The organism is Kosakonia sp. PSU_27 (assembly GCF_039409795.1).
GTDB lineage: Bacteria > Pseudomonadota > Gammaproteobacteria > Enterobacterales > Enterobacteriaceae > Kosakonia.
The window spans coordinates 408,522-426,710 of sequence record NZ_JBCIVK010000004.1 but is presented as its reverse complement, the minus strand read 5'-3'; the positions used below and the strand labels follow the sequence as shown (position 1 = coordinate 426,710).

Here is an 18,189-nt window from a genome sequence, read left to right as displayed (position 1 = left end):
GGCTATTCTATAAACTGAAGAAAATGGGCGCTATTGTCACGGGTTCACCGGGCAAATGCAACGAGCCTGAATAGAAAGGGGAGGGAAAGATGGCACATGTCTGCACAATCGCCTGGGTACACGGAATGGTGCAGGGCGTCGGGTTTCGTTATAGCACGCAGCACGAAGCCCAGAAGCTCGGTGTGACGGGGTATGCACGTAATCTTGATGATGGCAGCGTCGAAGTGGTTGCCTGCGGCGACGAGCACGCAGTGAATCAGCTGATTGCGTGGCTGAAAGCAGGGGGACCGCGTAGCGCCCGGGTTGACAGAGTTCTTGCCGAACCGCATCAGCCCGGCAGGGAATGGACAAACTTCGGCATTCGCTATTAGATGCACTTCACCGGTTTTGGCAAACCAGCGATCTTTGTCGCCTGTTTAGCTGGCCCTTTGGGAAACAGACGGTACAAATAGCGGCTATTGCCTTTCTCTTCGCCAAATTTATTCGCCATCGCTTTTACCAGCATGCGAATAGCGGGAGAGGTATTGAATTCCAGGTAAAATTCACGCACAAAGCGCACCACTTCCCAGTGCTCAGGAGAGAGCGTTATGTTCTCTTTCTCAGCGATGATAGACGCTAAGGTTTTGCTCCACAGCGTAGTGTCTTTTAGATAGCCTTCGCTATCGGTTTCGATTTCTTTACCTTCAAAGATCAACATAATTTTTAGCAGCGTTAGTCAACAACGGCGGGAGTGTAGCAAAAAACAAAGCCCCGCATAAGCGGGGCTAATGAGGAATCAGGCTTGTTTAATCGCGGTTAGCGAAACCCAGAATACTCAACAGGCTGACAAAGATGTTGTACAGCGACACATACAGACTGACTGTGGCGCGGATGTAGTTGGTTTCACCACCGTGGATGATATTGCTGGTTTCATACAGGATAGCGCCACTTGAAATCAGGATAAATACGGCGCTGATAGCCAGATGCAACGCTGGCAGCTGCAAGAAAATATTCGCGACCATCCCGATCACCACCACCACCACGCCCGCCATCAGCATGCCGCCGAGGAAAGACATATCCTTGCGTGTCGTTAACACATAGGCGGAACAGCAGAAAAAGACCAATGCGGTGCCGCCGAGAGCCAGGCCAATCAGATCTCCCATCCCTGCTGAGAGATAAGCATTAAGCATTGGCCCCAGGATATAACCGAGGAAACCAGTGAACGCGAACGCAGCCAGGATACCGGTTGGTTTGTTCGCCAGCTTATAGGTCAGGAACATTAAACCGTACATCCCCACCAGCGTCAGGATCAGACCCGGAGAAGGCAACATTAATACGGTACTGGCGGTCGCCGTAATTGCGGAAAACGCCAGCGTTAAGCTTAAAAGGAAATAGGTGTTACGCAAGACTTTGTGCGTACTTAGCAGGGAAGTCCGGTCACGCGATGAAGTAATAATACGATCCATGAGTCACTCTCTTATGACAGATGTAATTGATTGCAGAGTCTAAAAAAGTCTCGCTTGCTGACAAAGTTGTTTTACCCATCTTTACTCATAATGCCGCGGTGCTGACACAGTGTTTCGTGCGCAGAAATGCGCGCTACTCAGCATAAAGGGATAAATGTGAGACAGATCCATATTGGTGTCTTATATGTCACTGAAATCTATTGCTATATAACTACTAGGGCGCTAAGAGTGTAATCGCGTCGTGACAATGTACATTACTAAGGCGAAAGGACATGAAACCACAAACACGTAACCACATTGCACTTTCATTATTGACTATCGGCATTCTGAGCGCATGTTCTGGCGCGTTTGCAGCGACGGTACCCGCAGGAACAACGCTTGCTGAAAAACAGGAGTTGGTGCGTAACAATGGCAGCGAGCCTGCATCGCTGGATCCACATAAAGTGGAAAGTGACGTCGAGTTCAACATTATTAGCGATATTTTCGACGGGTTGGTCGCTGTTAAGGCAGATGGAACCATTGAACCCCGGCTGGCGGAAAAATGGGAAAACAAAGATAACACGGTCTGGATTTTCCACTTACGGCCGGGGATCACATGGTCGGATGGTACGGCGATCACGGCAAAAGATGTGGTCTGGAGCTGGCAACGTTTAGTCGATCCGAAAACGGCATCCCCCTATGCCAGCTATCCTGGAAATATGCATATCGTTAATGCTGCTGATATCGCTCAAGGTAAAAAAACACCTGATACGCTTGGGGTGAAGGCGTTAGATGATTCAACACTGGAAGTCACGTTGACACAACCCACGGCATCCTTTCTGCCGATGCTGGCGCACCCATCTTTGGTTCCGGTAGACAGCGTGTTGATCAATCGATTTGGTGATAAATGGACAAAGCCGGAACATATAGTAACGAGCGGTGCCTATAAGATTACCGATTGGGTCGTTAATGAACGCATTGTCGCCCAGCGCAATACTCGTTACTGGGATAATAAAGCGACAGTGATTAATAAAGTCACTTATCTTCCTATCAATGCCGAAACGGCGGACATTAACCGTTATAAAGCTGACGAGATTGATATCACATACACCATTCCTGTGAACCAGTTTGCGCAGTTAAAGAAAACGTTAGGCGATCAGGTGCATGTCGCTCCGCAACTGGCGACTTATTATTACGAATTTAATACCACTAAGCCGCCATTTAACGATCCTCGAGTACGTCGCGCACTCAATATGGCTCTGGATAAAGATGTCATCGCGGATAAGGTAATGGCACAGGGGCAGCGTCCTGCATGGGTAGTTAGCCAGCCGGAAATTGGTGGTGTGAAAATAGCTTCACCAGATTACGCGTCATGGCCGAGGGAAAAACGACTCGCTGAAGCGAAAAAACTTCTCAATGAAGCTGGTTTCAATGATGAGCACCCATTGAGCTTCAGCCTTCTGTATAACACGATGGAAACACATCAGCGGATCGCGATTGCTGCCAGTTCAATGTGGCAGAAAAATCTTGGTGTTAATGCAAAGCTACAAAATCAGGAGTGGAAAACCATGCTTGATACCATGCATACGGGTAATTTCGATGTGGTACGGTATGCATGGATTGCAGACTATGCTGATGCCGCCACTTTCCTCAATAATTTCCGTACCGGCGACAGTGAAAACACGAGTAAATATAGCAATCCGGCGTATGACGAAGCACTGAAGAGTGCAGCGAAAGCGAAGGATATTGCCGAACGCGGTAAATATTACCAGCAAGCAGAAGACATACTTGGCGAGGACGTTCCCGCTATCCCGGTTTACCACTATGTTCGTACACATCTGGTGAAGCCTTGGGTTGGCGGGTTTGCGCCCGATAGCCTGGGTGTATACCTGACAAAAGATTTATACATTAAGCAACACTGATCTGAGATGCGCTGAATAAACGATCATTGTGCTGGTATTTCAATCTAACAGCGCGGTTTTGATGGTTTTTCAGGCAAACAAACATTCCCGGGCTTTACATGAGACTCGAGGATGTTTATAGTGCGCCTCACACCGGAAGTGTGGCCGAGCGGTTGAAGGCACCGGTCTTGAAAACCGGCGACCCGAAAGGGTTCCAGAGTTCGAATCTCTGCGCTTCCGCCAAATATAAAGCCCCAGCTTACTTCGTAAGCTGGGGCTTTTTTATTTCGAGAAAATCAACGTTGGTTGCATTCAGCTCTTACTCTAAGTTCGTGGATAGAGTAATACGTGAATTCCATTGACGCTCAATCAGTTCTGCCGTTTTTGTTCAAAGTAGAAGCAGGGGAGGACTGGTTTGGTCGTCCCCATCATGCAAATTTGATGACACTCACTAACCGCTTCTAACGGCTGCAAAAGAAAAGCGGCCGTTTTCCAATGGTGAAAAGGAATCCTTGCGATCCCTGGGGATGGATTGAATAGGTGATACTTTTATCAGGATAAACGTAAAAACCGGGCAAAACAGTAGCGATGACTTTATCCGGTAAGGTTTCTAAACTATCGATTTTGTTTATCCCGGATGACAGAAAATTGTAGGTACCGTGATTTTCGGTCCAGGTAAAGGATATATCTCTGCGTATGGTTCCTTCTGGGTGAGAGTTTTCAAGGTAACTTCCGCTTACTGAAACGATGCCATTTCTTTTCTCTGTATTGTACATAAAATCGAAAGTAATGTTGGCTTGTGTTTCTTTATGAAAAACGATCATGGAAGCACTGCAACTTTCAGCACTTCTGTTTTTTATAAGCAATGAGTAATAAAAAAATCCCGCTACAATCCCTACACTTATAAAAAACAGGCTTAGAAAGAATATTGCTTTTTTAGTCACCGTTTACTCCCCTGATTAAAAGTGAAATGCACCCTGGTGATGATGTTGTCGAAAATTTATTCTTGCAGACTAAAGCAGCGAGAGATGGCGAGGTAGGTGAAGTTGGGAAATAGACCCAGGGGTAATTTTTACAATTCAAACCAGAGTCTTTAATAAGGGATTTATATTTCATGTAATATTCATTGTTGTCATGGCTATCATCTTTAGTGTAAAAATGGCAACCATCTTCCTTTTCAATGAACGTATAACTTTCAAAAAAAGCAGCATCGTTACTAATGTTCCATGTCAGGTAAACGACGAGCAGGCCTGCAATAAATGAGGCTGAAGCAGCAAAAACTCCATTTGAGGTTGCAAACGACTTCTTTTTCTTAATTGCATGAGTGTCTGTCTCAGCATGAAGATCTTGCTCGTTCAGTACATCATCCTTTGGATAATCAAGCTCTTCAGGGATGTTGTGAGTTGTTTGATAATTGGCAGTAGAAATAGCAAAAGGTGTAGCCGGTTCGTTATCGTTTCGTCTGGAGATTTTTACGCTGTCATCTATCTGAAAACCTTTCCGGGGAATGGTTGCAATAAGTCTTCTGTCTGTTTCACCTACGGCACGCAGCCCACGACGAACAATAGATATATTCTGATAGAGTGTATTCGTTGGAACTAACATTCCTTCTTCTTCCCAAACTTTCTTAAAAAAATCTTGTTGCAGCACAATATCCGGAGATGCTTCAAGCAGTAAGAGAAGGCAACGGCTGGCTGGGGAGGTTAGAGTAACGTTCATTTCGGGATTATTTACCGATGACAGTCTTTTCATTCCCGGTCTGAATTCTATGTTGTCGTTGATAATCCAGTACATATATATTCCAATAGCAGCCAGAGGCTGAGTCCTTTATTAGCGATGTATGTAATAGGTTAAAATGTTATGTTATTAATTTCAGCACAACAATAGATGTATTGCTATGTTTTTTGCAACAATTAATGCCGCCTTCTTGCGAATTTTAGCGTAGGTTGAATAATAATGGGTGCTATTGATGCTTACATTAAAAAATGCTTGATATTTAGATGGATGCATCTTTGGTTGTTGGTTGTTATATATCTTAAATTAACCTTTGTTGATTTAAGGTCCCATTTAAGATATTGGGAGTAATACATTTTTATAGTGAGAATATATATTTATACGATATATGATTGTTTGATGCTAATGGAGTAGCGATTCATAATGTGGTGCTTAAGGCAGACGGGGAAAGCCGCTACGGAAGAGGTTTTTTAGCGTTATATTAGAAACTAAACTGGTTGTCGAAGGCATCAATGATGTTCTTGATGATATTAAGGGTTAATTAATTCAAAACATAATTAATGATTATGCATTATGACAATAATGTCGCCACGTTAAAAACATTTTATTTTTAATGAATGTTTTTTTTTGGTCTTTAAGAATAATTAAGTTGTTTTGGCTGTTGTTATGAAGATAATTATACGTGTTAGCCGTTCTTGTAGTTTTAATTTTCTAGAGGTAATGAAAATCAAATTTTACTTTTTAGCTTTCATTTTGCTGTGTAGTATTCGTGTACATGCTGATACTCAGCTGGAACGACTAGCCAAAGATCAGAAAAAAAATGATAATAACATCGCCCAGGAAAATCAGATTGATAAAAAAGATGTTTTCTCTAAGCTTAAAGACAAAAACATTATCGAATTTGAATTACCCTCTGAAAAAGGATGTTACCCTATATCAGAACTTATCTTAGAAAACGAATTTTTGGATAATAAAACCATTCGAAATATAAAAGATGAGGTCTCGAACAGTTGTCTGGGGACGAAAGGTATTGAGTATATTGCGACCTATTTGCAGGATTATTATATAAAGGCTGGATATGTAACAACACGAGTGGATATCCCTGTACAAAATTTAAAGGCAAAAAAATTACAGCTGAAAATTTTAGCAGGAAGGATCGATAAAGTGATCATTGAAAATGACGATATCAGAAGTTGGATCCTGCCTTTTACATCAGGTGATATTCTTAATCTGCGAGATATTGAGCAAGGGCTGGAAAACTTACAGAAGGTGCCTGGCGTTGATGTAAAGATTAATATCGTGCCTGGAAGTCGCTACGGCCGTAGCGATATTGTTATCAATACTAATCGTAAAAAATTATGGAATATCAGAACGACATACAACGACTGGGGCGACAGAAGCACAGGAAAGATACTTACTGGTATTTCAGGCTATTTGTACAACTCTGCAAAGCTTGGCGATCTTTTCTATTTGGCTGGTACCAGCAGTACAACAGGTCAATATAAAAGCATCAGTGCTTTTTATAGCTTACCAGTAGGTTTTTGGGATTATGAACTTTTCTACAGTAGCAGTATGTCTCGCCAGCGTGTTGGGCTGAGTTATTGGGATTTAGACTATGAAGGAAAAAATCAATACCTTAGTTTGAAAGGAACCCGAACTCTTTTTCGCAACATGGATAAAAAAATAACAGGGAATATAGAATTATTAAGGCGTAAATCTACCTATCAATTAGGTGGCGTAGATTTAGCACTGCAAGAACGAGATATGAGCAATCTGCGCCTTGGACTAACTTTTAAAAAAAATTTCCAGGATGCGACACTAGACTCCTCCATTAGCTGGCAACGTTTTATGACTTGGCTGGGTGGTGAAAAAACACCGGATATGGTGTCAGGGGACGTGAGTACGGAAAGCCAAATTTTTAATCTGACTACAAATTATGTGAAATGGTTCAACGGTGAGTATTTACACTATTATTATGAATTGAATATGGGGGCTCAATTTTCGCCAGCGCCGTTAACATTACAAGATCAATTTACAATAGGTAATCGTTGGAACGTTAGAGGGTTTGAAACCAGCACAGGATTGGATGGCAATAAAGGGTACTATATTCAGAATACATTACATTTCCTTATCGGGAATTACAGTTCTGAGTTATATATAGGCGCGGATTATGGTCAGATTTCTGGTGAAATATACCCACAAAATACTTTTGATGGGAAAAGGATAGTTGGAACAATTCTTGGGATTAAAGGAACAGTTAAATCACTCGGGTATGATATCTCTTTATCAGTTCCCTTAATGTACCCGACTGGTCTCGTTGAAGATCAATTTATATCTAATTTTAATGTAACTTATCAACTGTAATCTTATGATAAATTTAGGGATAAGTATCGGTACTGATATCGTTGAAGTGGAACGGATCACTAACGCGATTAACAATGGCGGCAAGTTTTTTTTACAACGCGTATTTACAAAAAAAGAGATAATGAAAATTAATGCAAATGAACCGGATTTTGAAAGGGCAACCGGATTTTGGGCCGCTAAAGAATCAATTGTTAAAGCGCTTGGTTGTGGGTTTCGGAATGGGGTGTGCTTTAAAGATATTGAGATAAATCATGATGAATTTGGCTGCCCCTCTTTTTTATTTACTGGGAGATTGGGTGAGGTAATAAAGGAAAACGGTGTTATTAATGTGTCACTTAGTATATCGCATTGTCGCACTCATGCCGTAGCAGTATCTCTTGTTAACTCAATTGCGTGTAATGGAAATGTATAAATATAATGATCTAAAAGGCAAAACAGTTTTAATATCAGGAGCCAGTGGCGACATCGGCATTGCCATCTGCGAAAAATTTCTGGAACAAGGGTGTGAAGTTTATGCATTGTATAATACAAATGCGGATCGTTTATACAATTTAAAAGAAACTAACCCCGCAGGGCAAAGATTAAATATATTGCAATGTGATATAGCTGATTCTGAAAGGGTGGCTATATTAATGGAATACTTGAATACTAAAGTCACAAAGATTGATGTATTAGTGAATAACGCAGGTATTGTTAAAGACAGTCTTTTTGCCTCAATGACTTTTGAGGATTTTAGTACTGTTATTGATACAAATATGCTGAGCACTTTCAGATTAACGAAAGAAGCTTTAATGCTGCTGCGATGTTCTGAAACTCCAGCGATTATCAATGTTTCTTCTATAGCAGCAGTAATTCCAAGTATAGGCCAGGTTAATTACAGTGCTTCAAAAGGCGCTTTGCTCGGTTTTACCAGAACATTAGCCGCAGAATTAGCTCCTCGGGGTGTGCGAGTGAATGCCGTTGCTCCTGGAATGATTGAATCGAGGATGGTAAAGAAAGTTTCTCGTACTGTAGTGCGCGAGGTAACGAACTCAATCCCTTTGAAGCGTCTAGGAAAGTGTCAGGAAGTGGCGAATACAATTGTTTTTTTAAGTTCTTCTGCTGCCAGTTATATTGTTGGCCAGACCATCGTGATCGATGGCGGTCTGGTAATGCGGTGATTTATGTCCAGATATTCTATTCCTTCTAAAATTTTTCTTGAGATGGGCGGGTGGCGACAGCCCTTACTAATGGTCGACAGAATAGATGATTATAAATATGGGGAAAATGGGTATGTGCAGATCGTAAAACATATTACATATAACGAACCCTATTTACTTGGCCACTTTCCTGATGACCCTATCATGCCCGGTGTTCTCATTGCAGAGATATTTGGTCAGGCAAGTGAGTATTTTTCATTTATTACTGATGTATGCGATATTTATTTTGAAAAGTTTGGCCTTGAAATGAAAAACTTACGAGATATTTATGCGAAGATCCATCAGCAAGAATTGTTGGATATTATCAGGGCAAGGCGCTCACAAGTGCGCGGCGTATTAGCAGCACAGAATTTAAAGTTTAAAGATATTGCTTATCCAGGCGATACGATTGAGGTTACAAGCAAGTTGGCGTTTTCAGATCCAACTGGGTTTATGCACTATTCCGTGACGGCTAACGTTGGTAAAAAAATGATTAGCCAAGGAACAATAATTAACTACCGTGAAGCGAAATATACCATTAATGGAACATAAGCAATGACAACTATGCATGATAATATCCAGGAGCGTAAAGATGTACTTTTCACAATTAAAACGGAAATCATCCAACGATTGAATATTCAACGAGATGAAACGCAAATTGATGACGATACGCCATTATTTGGTAACGGCTTAAAGTTGGATTCAGTAGACGCGACCGAAATTATTGTTTTGCTTGATAAGGTCTTTGATATACAAGTAAGTGAAGGAGACGATCCTTCTTATATGCGTAGCATTAATAATTTGGCAACATTTGTTATTACAAAAAAACGTGCCTGACTTTTTGAACAATTTACCTGAAGAGGTTTTATGAAGTCTCTTAATGACTTGCATTTGGAAAACAATGCCAGGATGGGCATTTATAATAAGCGCACAGTTCCTGTAGCATATCATGATCTCGCCATTGAATATAAAGCAGTCAGAGAAAATGCACTGCTTGTCGATTATTCTCATATGGCTATCGTTAGCGTAATGGGAGATGATGCATGGGCTTTGGTAAATCATATGGCCTCAGCTGATATCTCAATTATTCGCGATGAGCAAGGTATCTATTCGTTGGTATTAAATGAGGATGGTACCATCCGCGGGGACATATATGTTCTCTGTACCCCGGACGGTTATTACATCCTTTCAGAAAACATCCCGGCACCGGAGTTAATTGAGCGCCTTACATCAATTTTAGAGAGCGATGAAGCACACGATATTGTTGAACGCCCGGAGATTAAGTCTATGGCAGATAGCGGTTGGGGCGCTATTATGCTGGAAGGGCCTTACTCCTGGGAAGTTATGTCAGAAATATATGGCTACGACATTATTGGCTTACCTTACTTTGAGTACATTAATGAGGCCGATGACCTGATTATTTTCCGCTGTGGTAAGCATGGCGAATTTGCGTATATGGCCATTGGCCAGGAGTCTTCCCTGGTAAAATTATGGGAAACCATCCTTTCAATTGGTGAAAAGTACGAATTGAAAACAGGTGGCATCCAATACCAGGATATTGTTCGTCTTGAGAATACCGGCTGGGATGAAAGTCTTTTTTCCGGCTATAGCCAAAACCCGATTGAGTTGCAAATGCAGTGGGCAATTCAATACGATAAAGAAAATTTTATTGGCAAGTCAGTGATTGAGCCACAGTCCCATAATCTGGCTGAGCGTAAACTCATTGGTATGCTCCCGACTGCAGAGTGCAGTGGAATTAATTCTGATGATAAAGTTTTAGTAGAGGGGAAAGAGGTTGGTGTTATTGTAAAATCCGCTTTTTCCCCTGCGTTACAATCTTTTATCGCGCTGGCTTTGATTGACAATGATTATGCTTTAGCGGATCTCCCAGGGTTTGAAATTTTAACGGCAGAAAAACATATTCCAGCGAGAACAAAAAGCGTACCTTTTTTATATAACTTAAGTATGCTCATCAATCCGGCTGAACATAGTTTTATTGATCCGTCAAAGTCAAAGCGAATTGTGTAATTCTAATAATTAAAACGAAAGTAAGGCGACAGGTATAAATATGTCGCTTTACTTTGGCTATTTATTATGAATACAAAGATTTTCTACTCCGGGGGATAACGGTGAAAACGAACAGGAAACGCGTTGTAATTACAGGTATGGGGATTTTGTCATCCCTGGCCGAAACTATTGAAGATTTTAAACAGGCGCTCTTTGATAAAAAAAATGGTGTCGGCAACAGTGAGCGGTTTGCAACGTGGTTTGAAAACGCCCGTGCAGCTGAAGTCCTTCAGGAAATAGATTATTCAGAGCTTCCTGAAAATATTATCCACTCTTTGGATAACGCTGCATTATGGGCATACAAAGTGGGCAAGGATGCGCTGACTCAGGCCGGGCTTATTGGTAATAAAGCCTGCCTTGATGAGACAGGATTAATTGTCGGCGTTTCTTCCGCCGGAACTGAAGCGTTTCTGCCAATTTTTGAGCAGAGAATGGATGATTTCTCGCTCCGCAAGGCTATTTATTCGGGGGGATTTTCTTCCTGCTGCTCAAGTGTTTCGACACTCTTAGGTCTCAAAGGTGGCGGGGAGTTGGTGGCAACGGCCTGTACAGCCAGCCCTAACGCGATCGGTATGGCTTTTGACTATATCCAAAATGGTAAAAGTAAGACCATGCTGGCTGTCGGTACAGAACCTATCTACCTGCCAACGTTTGCTGGGTTTTACGCATTGAACGTGATGCATCCTGACACCTGCACTCCCTTTTCAGGTCAGTCCGGCATGTCTATCGGTGAAGGTGCCGGTGCGATGGTACTGGAGGATTATGAACACGCTATCGCACGCGGAGCCAAAATTTACGGTGAAATTCTCTCTTACGCAACCTCCTGCGATGCCTACCACGAAACGGGGCCGGACCCGCGAGCCAGTGGCGCGGTACAGGTCATGCTTAAAGCCATGGAGAATGCTGGTGTAAAACCGGAACAAATTGATTACGTCAATGCACACGGTACGGGTACAGAAGCGAATGACCGTATTGAAACGCTGGCGATGAAGAAAGTGTTTCCTGATAACGATCATTTGCTTGTCAGTTCAACAAAATCTTATTTCGGCCATAACATTGGCGCTGCAGGCATTGTTGAGCTTATCGCTTGTCTGGTAACGCTGCCTGAAAATAAAGTTTTACCGACTCTCAACTTCTCAATTGCGCGCCCAAATTGCGACCTGGACTATGTCGCTAATGAGTTTCGAGAAAAAGAAATTAATATTTTTATGAAAAATAACTATGCATTTGGTGGAAATAACTGCTGCATGGTGGTGAGTACAAAACCAGGGACAGTGCCGGTCAGTCAATATGACAGTAAGCGTGTGGCTATTACTGGCGTAGGGGCCGTAACGGCGATTGGTCACACGGTTAATGATATTTTGCACAATGTCTGGCAAAAAAATCACGTACCCGTGTTAGGTGGTGTCACGTTTCCTGATGACACCCTGGCAGAAGCGCGGGAATTACTGAGAGTGCTGGTTGCCACAAATCAACTCGAAGAAATTTTTGGCGATGAAGCTGCCATGAGCACCGGAACGTTTCCGGAACAGGAGCCGGATTTTAAAACCTTTCAGATAATGGGGCTGGAGCCGCGTAAACATCTGCGCCGTTTTGATGCACGAAAGGCAACGCGTGGCGGGACGTTTGCGCTTGTTGCGCTGTCTGAATCGTTGAATATGGCGAAACGTAAAATAAAGCGTGATGGCGAAGAGCTCGGCATGATCATGGGGATGTCTCGTGGCCCTCAGGAGACAACCTATAAATATTTGCAGAGTCTGAAACCCGATCCGCGGAAAGTCAGCACCTCAGAGTTTCCTGGCTCGCTAATGAATTCGATCGCCACTTTCTGCGGCATTTCTGAAGGCGTTAAAGGCTATACCACCACACTTGCTACCGGCGAGAATGCGGCGCTCGGCGCATTAACTTACGGCTATGAGATTATCCGGCAAAACCTGCAACCCCATGTGATAGTGGGCGGCGCTGATGAATATTTCCCCTCACTGTCTCTTTATATGGATGCGCTAACACAGAAAATCCATATGACTTCTGATGTCAATGATTATCAAATCTATGGCGAGGAGCCAAAGGGATTCATTCCCGGCGAAGGTGCGTGCATGTTATTACTGGAAGACCCGGATGCGGCAGTTGCGCGTGGTGCCGAGGTGATGGCAGAAATTGCTGGCTACGGTAAATCCAGCAGTAATAGCTACTTTGATGCATCGCTATTGAGTGAAAAATCGTCAGCAATGTCTCTGGCAATTGAGCGCGCACTTGATGATGCCGGTGTCAGTGCAGCAGATATCGATTTGGTTTGCGGCACCAGTAATGGCAGTAAAGAAAATTCGCAAATTGAAATCGACGCTATCTACAGCGTCTTCCAGAAAGAGAATCCACGGGTTCCGGTCGTTAACTATAACGCTTATTTCGGGTTCGTTGCTTCATCTGCCGGGTTGCTCAATCTTTTAGTTGTCATTGATTGTATTAAAAAGCAATCAGTGCCGGCCATTCCTTATACGCAAGCGTTCTACGACTCACGTATAAACTTCGTACGGAGTCCTCAAAATTTAACGCTTAAGCATGTGTTGCTGGTTGGGGCAACCGAAGGTGGAAACTATTATGCATTTGTGATTAAGGAATAGTGCAATGGATAATGCGGCTATCATTGCAGGCTACAGTCTACATTTACCCTTTGCTGAAAATTATAATGAATTAATAAATAATCTTCGTGCTGGTAAGCGTGTTAATGAAACTTATTGGTTTGCTTCTGAAGAAGTAGCGCTGAAATGTGGGTTTAAAGCGAATAAGCGCGTCGCAAAGCTGGAGCAAAGAGATGATAGCCCATTAGCGTTACTATATCGATTAATCGATGATGCACTGGCACGGGCTAATCTTGACAAAAGCGCGCTTACAGGTGAAAGGGTAAGGGTATATTTAACCGGGTTAGGGCCACGTGTTGATGGCATAGACTATAAATCCTTTTATGACCATAATGATGTTGAGGATCTAAAATGTTCACCATCAATAAGTCGTCTTCATGCTAAAAATATGTCGCAGGACGAACTTTCCTATAATATTGCGCATAAATATGGATTAAACTATCTTCCGCCTAATTTACATTGCACAAGTAATTCATCATTAACTGCGGTTCATCTTGGTTGCCAGGCGATTGATAATGACGGGGCAGATCTTGTTTGCGTAATTAATTGTTCAAAAATTAAAACGCAGGATATCTGGTTTCTTGAAAACCAATCAATGCTTGATAGCGAATCAGTACAGCCATTTGGTCAAAACAGCAGATCAGTTTTATTTTCAGAGGGATTCGGCGTCATATTACTCGAGAGCAAAAAACATCGGCAGGCCAGAGGATTAAACGGTGGGGTGCGGCTCAAATCTGCATATGCGCAAATTAGCGCGAGCCGCAGTAATGATTCAGCCTGGTTAAGCTCTAATATTATTAAAGTAATCAGTAAAATATTAGATGAAGCAAATATTGGTCCCGGTGATTTATGCGCAATTATTCCTCATGGCAATGGTTCGTCAAACAGTGATAAGGCAGAAGCCAAAGCAATCGCAATGCTTTCAGAGAAGCAACCTGTTCCTGTTCTCGCTTATAAAGGACAACTGGGTTACACCACAACAGGTTCAGGGATCGTCGATTTGATTATTGGTGAACACTCCCTCCGCCAAGGCGAATTACTTACTCCGGTAAGTAACGATGACATTATTGAAGAGATAGCAAGTCAGCTGTTGACGGACATCGGCGCCATTAAACATGAAAAAAAACATTTGCTGAAGACGGGCCTTGGTGTTGATGGGTCAATTATCGGTGTTGTCATGTCAGATACCCGTGTTTGAGATTAGTAGATATGAAAAATGAGATATATCTGTCGTCATTTTCACTTCTGGAACCAGACGATAAGTTCTATTTTTATGCACCTCACTGGTTAAATGCCTGGGAATCGCACTTGTATAATCAGGCTCTTAAATCTACTTCCGCAAGCGGCTGGGCGTTTAAGCGATTCGGCACTGATAAAGAAACTTATGCGCGGGAAATGATACGTAAACCGCGTTATATGGATTATATAGAATCCATGGAGCAAGCTGCTGATGTTGCATTACAACAGATGACCCCAAGAGATCGTATGTTATTGCTTAAGTCGCGTACTGCTTTTATTTATATTGATGCATGGGGAGAATCCTCTGTTTTTGAAAATATTACCAGCGCGCTGCATACTTCGATTATTGATACGTTGCCTAAAAATATATTAAAGAAATTCTCTATCAAAAACGTAACTTGCAAAGTTCGTGGGGAGAAATTTGCATTAGTACAGGCAATGCAACTGGCACAAGATTATCTACACTGGAAAGTTTTCGATTTTGTCGTGATATGCGGAGCATACAGAGCGATCCCTGTATTGGTTTTTTCGGATGAAGATATCTTTGGTATGAAAGGTGGCGCCAAATCGAAGCAAAAAAATGGCATGCAACTCTCTGTCGAACGGACAGGATGTTTTATTTTTAGTTTGCGCGAAAGTGCACTAAGAGTGAGTTGCGGTAATTATGCTGCTAACAATAATCTTGATGACATTCAACGTGAGATGATGAAGGACCTGTCGGAAGGTGATTTGCTTACCTTTTCGGCCAGGAAAGATAATATCATGCGAGTAACGCAGCAAACTGGCATTGATTTTATCGATCTGAACGATATTTATGGGGCGAGTGGTTGTCTTACACCTGCGCTGAGTTGGGAATATCTACTAAATAACAAGGGTATTTCAAAAAAGATGCGCACAATATTAGCTGATAATTTCGGCGGGTATAGCTATTTTGATACCTGCTTTTCGGCGGAGTTGTGATTGATGAGCAACACAATAAAAGAAGTTCCAGCAATATTTATGCAGGATATTTATAAGCATTTTGGTTCTGGTGAAAATAAGGTTGATGCGCTTAAAAATATTAACCTTGAAATTAATAAAGGTGAGTTTGTGGCGCTGTGTGGGCCTTCCGGTAGTGGGAAAAGCACGTTGCTCAATATCCTTTCTGGCATCGATACGCCATCCGGGGGGACTGTCATGTTTCTTAATCATGTTCTTAATGAAATGCCCGAAAAACAGTTGGCGTATGTACGAAGCAAGTACTTAGGATTTATTTTCCAGTTTTTTAACCTCATTCCGGTACTCAGTGTTTTTGATAACGTTTTTTATCCACTTATTCTGAATGCACATTTCAATAAGAAAGAAGCAAAAGAGCGCGCTTTACATTTCCTGGACAGCGTGGGGCTCGGCCATTTAGTTGATCGAAAACCTGGTCAGTTATCGGGAGGGCAGCAGCAGCGCGTTGCGATCGCCCGCGCGCTTGCGCATGATCCCAAAGTCGTCGTCGCCGATGAACCGACCGGCAATCTGGACTTAACAACAGGGGAAGCCATTTTAGATTTGTTAATGAAAATAAATCAGCAGACCGGCACCACATTTGTTATTTCCACGCATTCAACCCAGCTTAGAGACAGGGCCGGGAGGGTAATTGAAATTAAAGATGGAGTGTTAGTACATGGCTCAGGTGCATAAGTATTATTGGCCACTCTGGGTGGGGTTGGCCTGTACGGTGGTAGCGAATAGTGTTGATGCGATGACTGCTCCGGAGGTCGATAAAGTGATACAGCACGGCCTTCCTGAGCAATCCGATGCGTTAGCGAAAACGACACAGGCGCTTTTTCAGGAGTTTGAAAAAACGAAGAACGTTACATCGCAGATTTTTTATTCCTACGGAATGTTACGCCAGGCGAATCATTTTTCGGCTGTTAATGATTTTATCCATGCTTCGGAATATGCGAAAACGGGCTTTTTTTATCTTGATGAAGCAGTAGATACACATGAAGAAAATCCCCGTATTAGATATCTACGCGCGCGCATCGACGCGTATTTACCTGCTGTCATAGGACGTTGCGTGATAACACTCGATGATACCGAGCAGTTATTAAAAGGAAAAAATGTTTTCGACCAAGATATTGTAAATCATATCGAATATATGCGTTATAGAGCCCTGGTAAGTTGCAATCAGCCTCAGCAGGCTGAATTGCTAATGAAAAAAATAAAGGCGAAAAGTTCTGGGGATGCGAAGTACCTGAATACTAAATTCCACGCTGAACCAGAGTGGGATATGAATGAAGTTACCCAGGTTGTTATTCCATTACTCAAAGGTGAGTAGATCTCCATGCATATGCCTTTAATGAATATAGCTGTTGTTGTGATAATCTGTTTTGTCCTTTATTGTCTGTTTTTTAAATTCAGAGATGCAAAGTTCTCTTTTTTGAATTTGTTCCGGCATAAAAAAAGAACACTTTCAACAATGATTGCCATAATGCTGGGTGGCGTGTCTATTTTTTTATATGGTGGATTTATTGACTATTCTTTTTGGATTTTGAAGGAACAGACGATTCGAACAAATATCGGACACGTACAGATCTATAATCCAAAATATTTTGAGACATCTAATAAAAGCCGCAGCCTGATTGCAGATTATGCAAACCTGAAAAAAGAAATCCTCAGCGATCATGGGTTAACTGATGATATTTCAACTATTTCAGGACAACTGGAGTTTAGCGGCGTTGTATCACAATACGAAAATGAAACCTCCAGTTTTTTTTCAGGGTTTGGTGTGGAACCGTTGCCATCATTAAAGCTCGGTTCATTCGATAAAATTATTTCTGGGAGTGATTTATCGCGAGTGAAAACCAATGAAGTTACCCTCGGGGAAGGACTTGCCGCAACGCTAAATGCGAATTACGGTGACTGGCTTGATATAATGACAGTCAACACCCATGGCGGTCAGGGCGCACTTTCATTGAAATTACGTGGCATCTTTTCCTCAGGAATTAAAGATTATGATGATGTTGCGATGAAAATGCCTTTGGCGACAGCACAAAAATTGATGGGTACAGATGGTGTAAGTAAAGTATTAATCTTGCTTAAAAAAGATAATACAGATCTTTTTATTAAAAATTTGCGGCATTTTATTGATGAACATCATTTGCCATTGATCGTTAAAAGTTGGAAAGATACTTCTATTTTTTATCAGCAAGTGGAGGGATTACTCTCTGGTATTTATTTCTTCATTAAGCTCATCGTGGTCCTTATCGTAATATTTATGATTAGTAATGCGATGACGATGAATATTATAGAGCGTACACGAGAAATCACCACGCTACGGGCTATAGGTTTACAGCCATTTCATGTTTCGCGGTTATTCCTGCTGGAAGGCATATATATTGGGATCCTCGGTGCGATAGGTAGTCTTGCCATCGGCTTTATTCTAGCAGGTATCATTAATCTACATGGTATTGCCATGCCTCCCTCTCCTGGGCAAACGCAAGGTTATACTGCTTTCATTAAAACTAATAACGCCGGGTTGATATGGCTAACGTTTGTATTACCTGTACTAACCTCCTCGTTAGCGTCAATATTACCTGCGTTGCGTGCATCCCGGTTAAATATATCAGATGCATTTAAATTTTCTTAAGGCTGAGTATGATTGGTGCCG

Annotated in this window: 18 protein-coding genes and 1 tRNA gene; 15 read left to right on the top strand and 4 right to left on the bottom strand. The window is 42.2% G+C overall.

Annotation, left to right across the window (positions count from 1 at the left end; translation table 11 throughout):
• Positions 1-89 precede the first annotated feature (89 nt).
• Positions 90-371, top strand: coding sequence for an acylphosphatase (gene yccX / locus AAIG26_RS12190; protein ID WP_045506776.1), 282 nt, complete (start codon positions 90-92; stop codon positions 369-371).
• On the opposite strand, the gene tusE is transcribed toward yccX, so the two are convergent.
• Together tusE and yccA are read right to left on the bottom strand one after the other, a co-directional pair.
• Positions 368-697 (bottom strand): sulfurtransferase TusE, encoded by a 330-nt coding sequence (gene tusE / locus AAIG26_RS12185; protein WP_343179926.1) that lies wholly within the window; start codon positions 695-697, stop codon positions 368-370. The two genes, yccX and tusE, sit on opposite strands and share 4 nt — an antisense overlap.
• Positions 698-785: 88 nt before the next feature.
• On the bottom strand, positions 786-1,445 hold the full coding sequence (gene yccA, locus AAIG26_RS12180) for an FtsH protease modulator YccA (protein WP_269231324.1): 660 nt from the start codon (positions 1,443-1,445) through the stop codon (positions 786-788).
• A 272-nt stretch (positions 1,446-1,717) separates the two neighbouring features.
• Here yccA and AAIG26_RS12175 point away from each other — a divergent pair, with 272 nt between their 5' ends.
• Together AAIG26_RS12175 and AAIG26_RS12170 are read left to right on the top strand one after the other, a co-directional pair.
• On the top strand, positions 1,718-3,346 hold the full coding sequence (locus tag AAIG26_RS12175; RefSeq protein WP_343179925.1) for an ABC transporter substrate-binding protein: 1,629 nt from the start codon (positions 1,718-1,720) through the stop codon (positions 3,344-3,346).
• A 134-nt stretch (positions 3,347-3,480) separates the two neighbouring features.
• Positions 3,481-3,568: transfer RNA gene (locus AAIG26_RS12170), tRNA-Ser, on the top strand.
• A gap of 218 nt (positions 3,569-3,786) precedes the next feature.
• Here AAIG26_RS12170 and AAIG26_RS12165 read toward each other — a convergent pair.
• Together AAIG26_RS12165 and AAIG26_RS12160 are read right to left on the bottom strand one after the other, a co-directional pair.
• Positions 3,787-4,269 (bottom strand): hypothetical protein, encoded by a 483-nt coding sequence (locus AAIG26_RS12165; RefSeq protein ID WP_343179924.1) that lies wholly within the window; start codon positions 4,267-4,269, stop codon positions 3,787-3,789.
• A complete protein-coding gene (locus AAIG26_RS12160; protein WP_343179923.1) occupies positions 4,262-5,119 on the bottom strand; it encodes a transcriptional regulator in 858 nt (285 codons plus the stop codon). Before AAIG26_RS12160 ends, AAIG26_RS12165 begins: the two co-directional genes overlap by 8 nt.
• A 660-nt stretch (positions 5,120-5,779) precedes the next feature.
• Here AAIG26_RS12160 and AAIG26_RS12155 point away from each other — a divergent pair.
• From AAIG26_RS12155 to AAIG26_RS12100, 12 genes are all read left to right on the top strand, one after another.
• Positions 5,780-7,423, top strand: coding sequence for a ShlB/FhaC/HecB family hemolysin secretion/activation protein (locus AAIG26_RS12155; RefSeq protein ID WP_343179922.1), 1,644 nt, complete (start codon positions 5,780-5,782; stop codon positions 7,421-7,423).
• Positions 7,424-7,442: 19 nt separating this feature from the next.
• Entirely contained in the window at positions 7,443-7,835 is a 393-nt protein-coding gene (acpS, locus tag AAIG26_RS12150) for a holo-ACP synthase (protein WP_045507240.1), read from the top strand.
• Positions 7,828-8,583 carry an SDR family NAD(P)-dependent oxidoreductase gene (locus tag AAIG26_RS12145; RefSeq protein ID WP_343180331.1) on the top strand — a complete coding sequence of 252 codons (756 nt, stop codon included), beginning with the start codon at positions 7,828-7,830 and terminating at the stop codon, positions 8,581-8,583. Before acpS ends, AAIG26_RS12145 begins: the two co-directional genes overlap by 8 nt.
• Positions 8,584-8,586: 3 nt before the next feature.
• A complete protein-coding gene (locus tag AAIG26_RS12140; protein WP_343179920.1) occupies positions 8,587-9,153 on the top strand; it encodes a 3-hydroxyacyl-ACP dehydratase FabZ family protein in 567 nt (188 codons plus the stop codon).
• A gap of 3 nt (positions 9,154-9,156) precedes the next feature.
• Positions 9,157-9,438 (top strand): phosphopantetheine-binding protein, encoded by a 282-nt coding sequence (locus AAIG26_RS12135; RefSeq protein WP_020457289.1) that lies wholly within the window; start codon positions 9,157-9,159, stop codon positions 9,436-9,438.
• Positions 9,439-9,468: 30 nt separating this feature from the next.
• On the top strand, positions 9,469-10,629 hold the full coding sequence (locus AAIG26_RS12130) for an aminomethyltransferase family protein (protein WP_343179918.1): 1,161 nt from the start codon (positions 9,469-9,471) through the stop codon (positions 10,627-10,629).
• 101 nt (positions 10,630-10,730) lie between these two features.
• A complete protein-coding gene (locus tag AAIG26_RS12125) occupies positions 10,731-13,289 on the top strand; it encodes a beta-ketoacyl-[acyl-carrier-protein] synthase family protein (RefSeq protein WP_343179917.1) in 2,559 nt (852 codons plus the stop codon).
• Positions 13,290-13,293: 4 nt separating this feature from the next.
• Positions 13,294-14,505 (top strand): beta-ketoacyl synthase, encoded by a 1,212-nt coding sequence (locus tag AAIG26_RS12120; protein WP_343179916.1) that lies wholly within the window; start codon positions 13,294-13,296, stop codon positions 14,503-14,505.
• A gap of 11 nt (positions 14,506-14,516) precedes the next feature.
• Complete coding sequence (locus AAIG26_RS12115; protein WP_343179915.1) at positions 14,517-15,506, top strand: ATP-binding protein; 990 nt, start codon at positions 14,517-14,519, stop codon at positions 15,504-15,506.
• 3 nt (positions 15,507-15,509) lie between these two features.
• Positions 15,510-16,217: an ABC transporter ATP-binding protein gene (locus AAIG26_RS12110; protein ID WP_044489609.1), complete on the top strand. Its 708-nt coding sequence runs from the start codon at positions 15,510-15,512 to the stop codon at positions 16,215-16,217.
• Positions 16,201-16,857 (top strand): hypothetical protein, encoded by a 657-nt coding sequence (locus tag AAIG26_RS12105; RefSeq protein ID WP_343179914.1) that lies wholly within the window; start codon positions 16,201-16,203, stop codon positions 16,855-16,857. Before AAIG26_RS12110 ends, AAIG26_RS12105 begins: the two co-directional genes overlap by 17 nt.
• A gap of 6 nt (positions 16,858-16,863) precedes the next feature.
• Complete coding sequence (locus tag AAIG26_RS12100) at positions 16,864-18,168, top strand: ABC transporter permease (RefSeq protein WP_343179913.1); 1,305 nt, start codon at positions 16,864-16,866, stop codon at positions 18,166-18,168.
• The last annotated feature ends 21 nt before the right edge of the window (positions 18,169-18,189 follow it).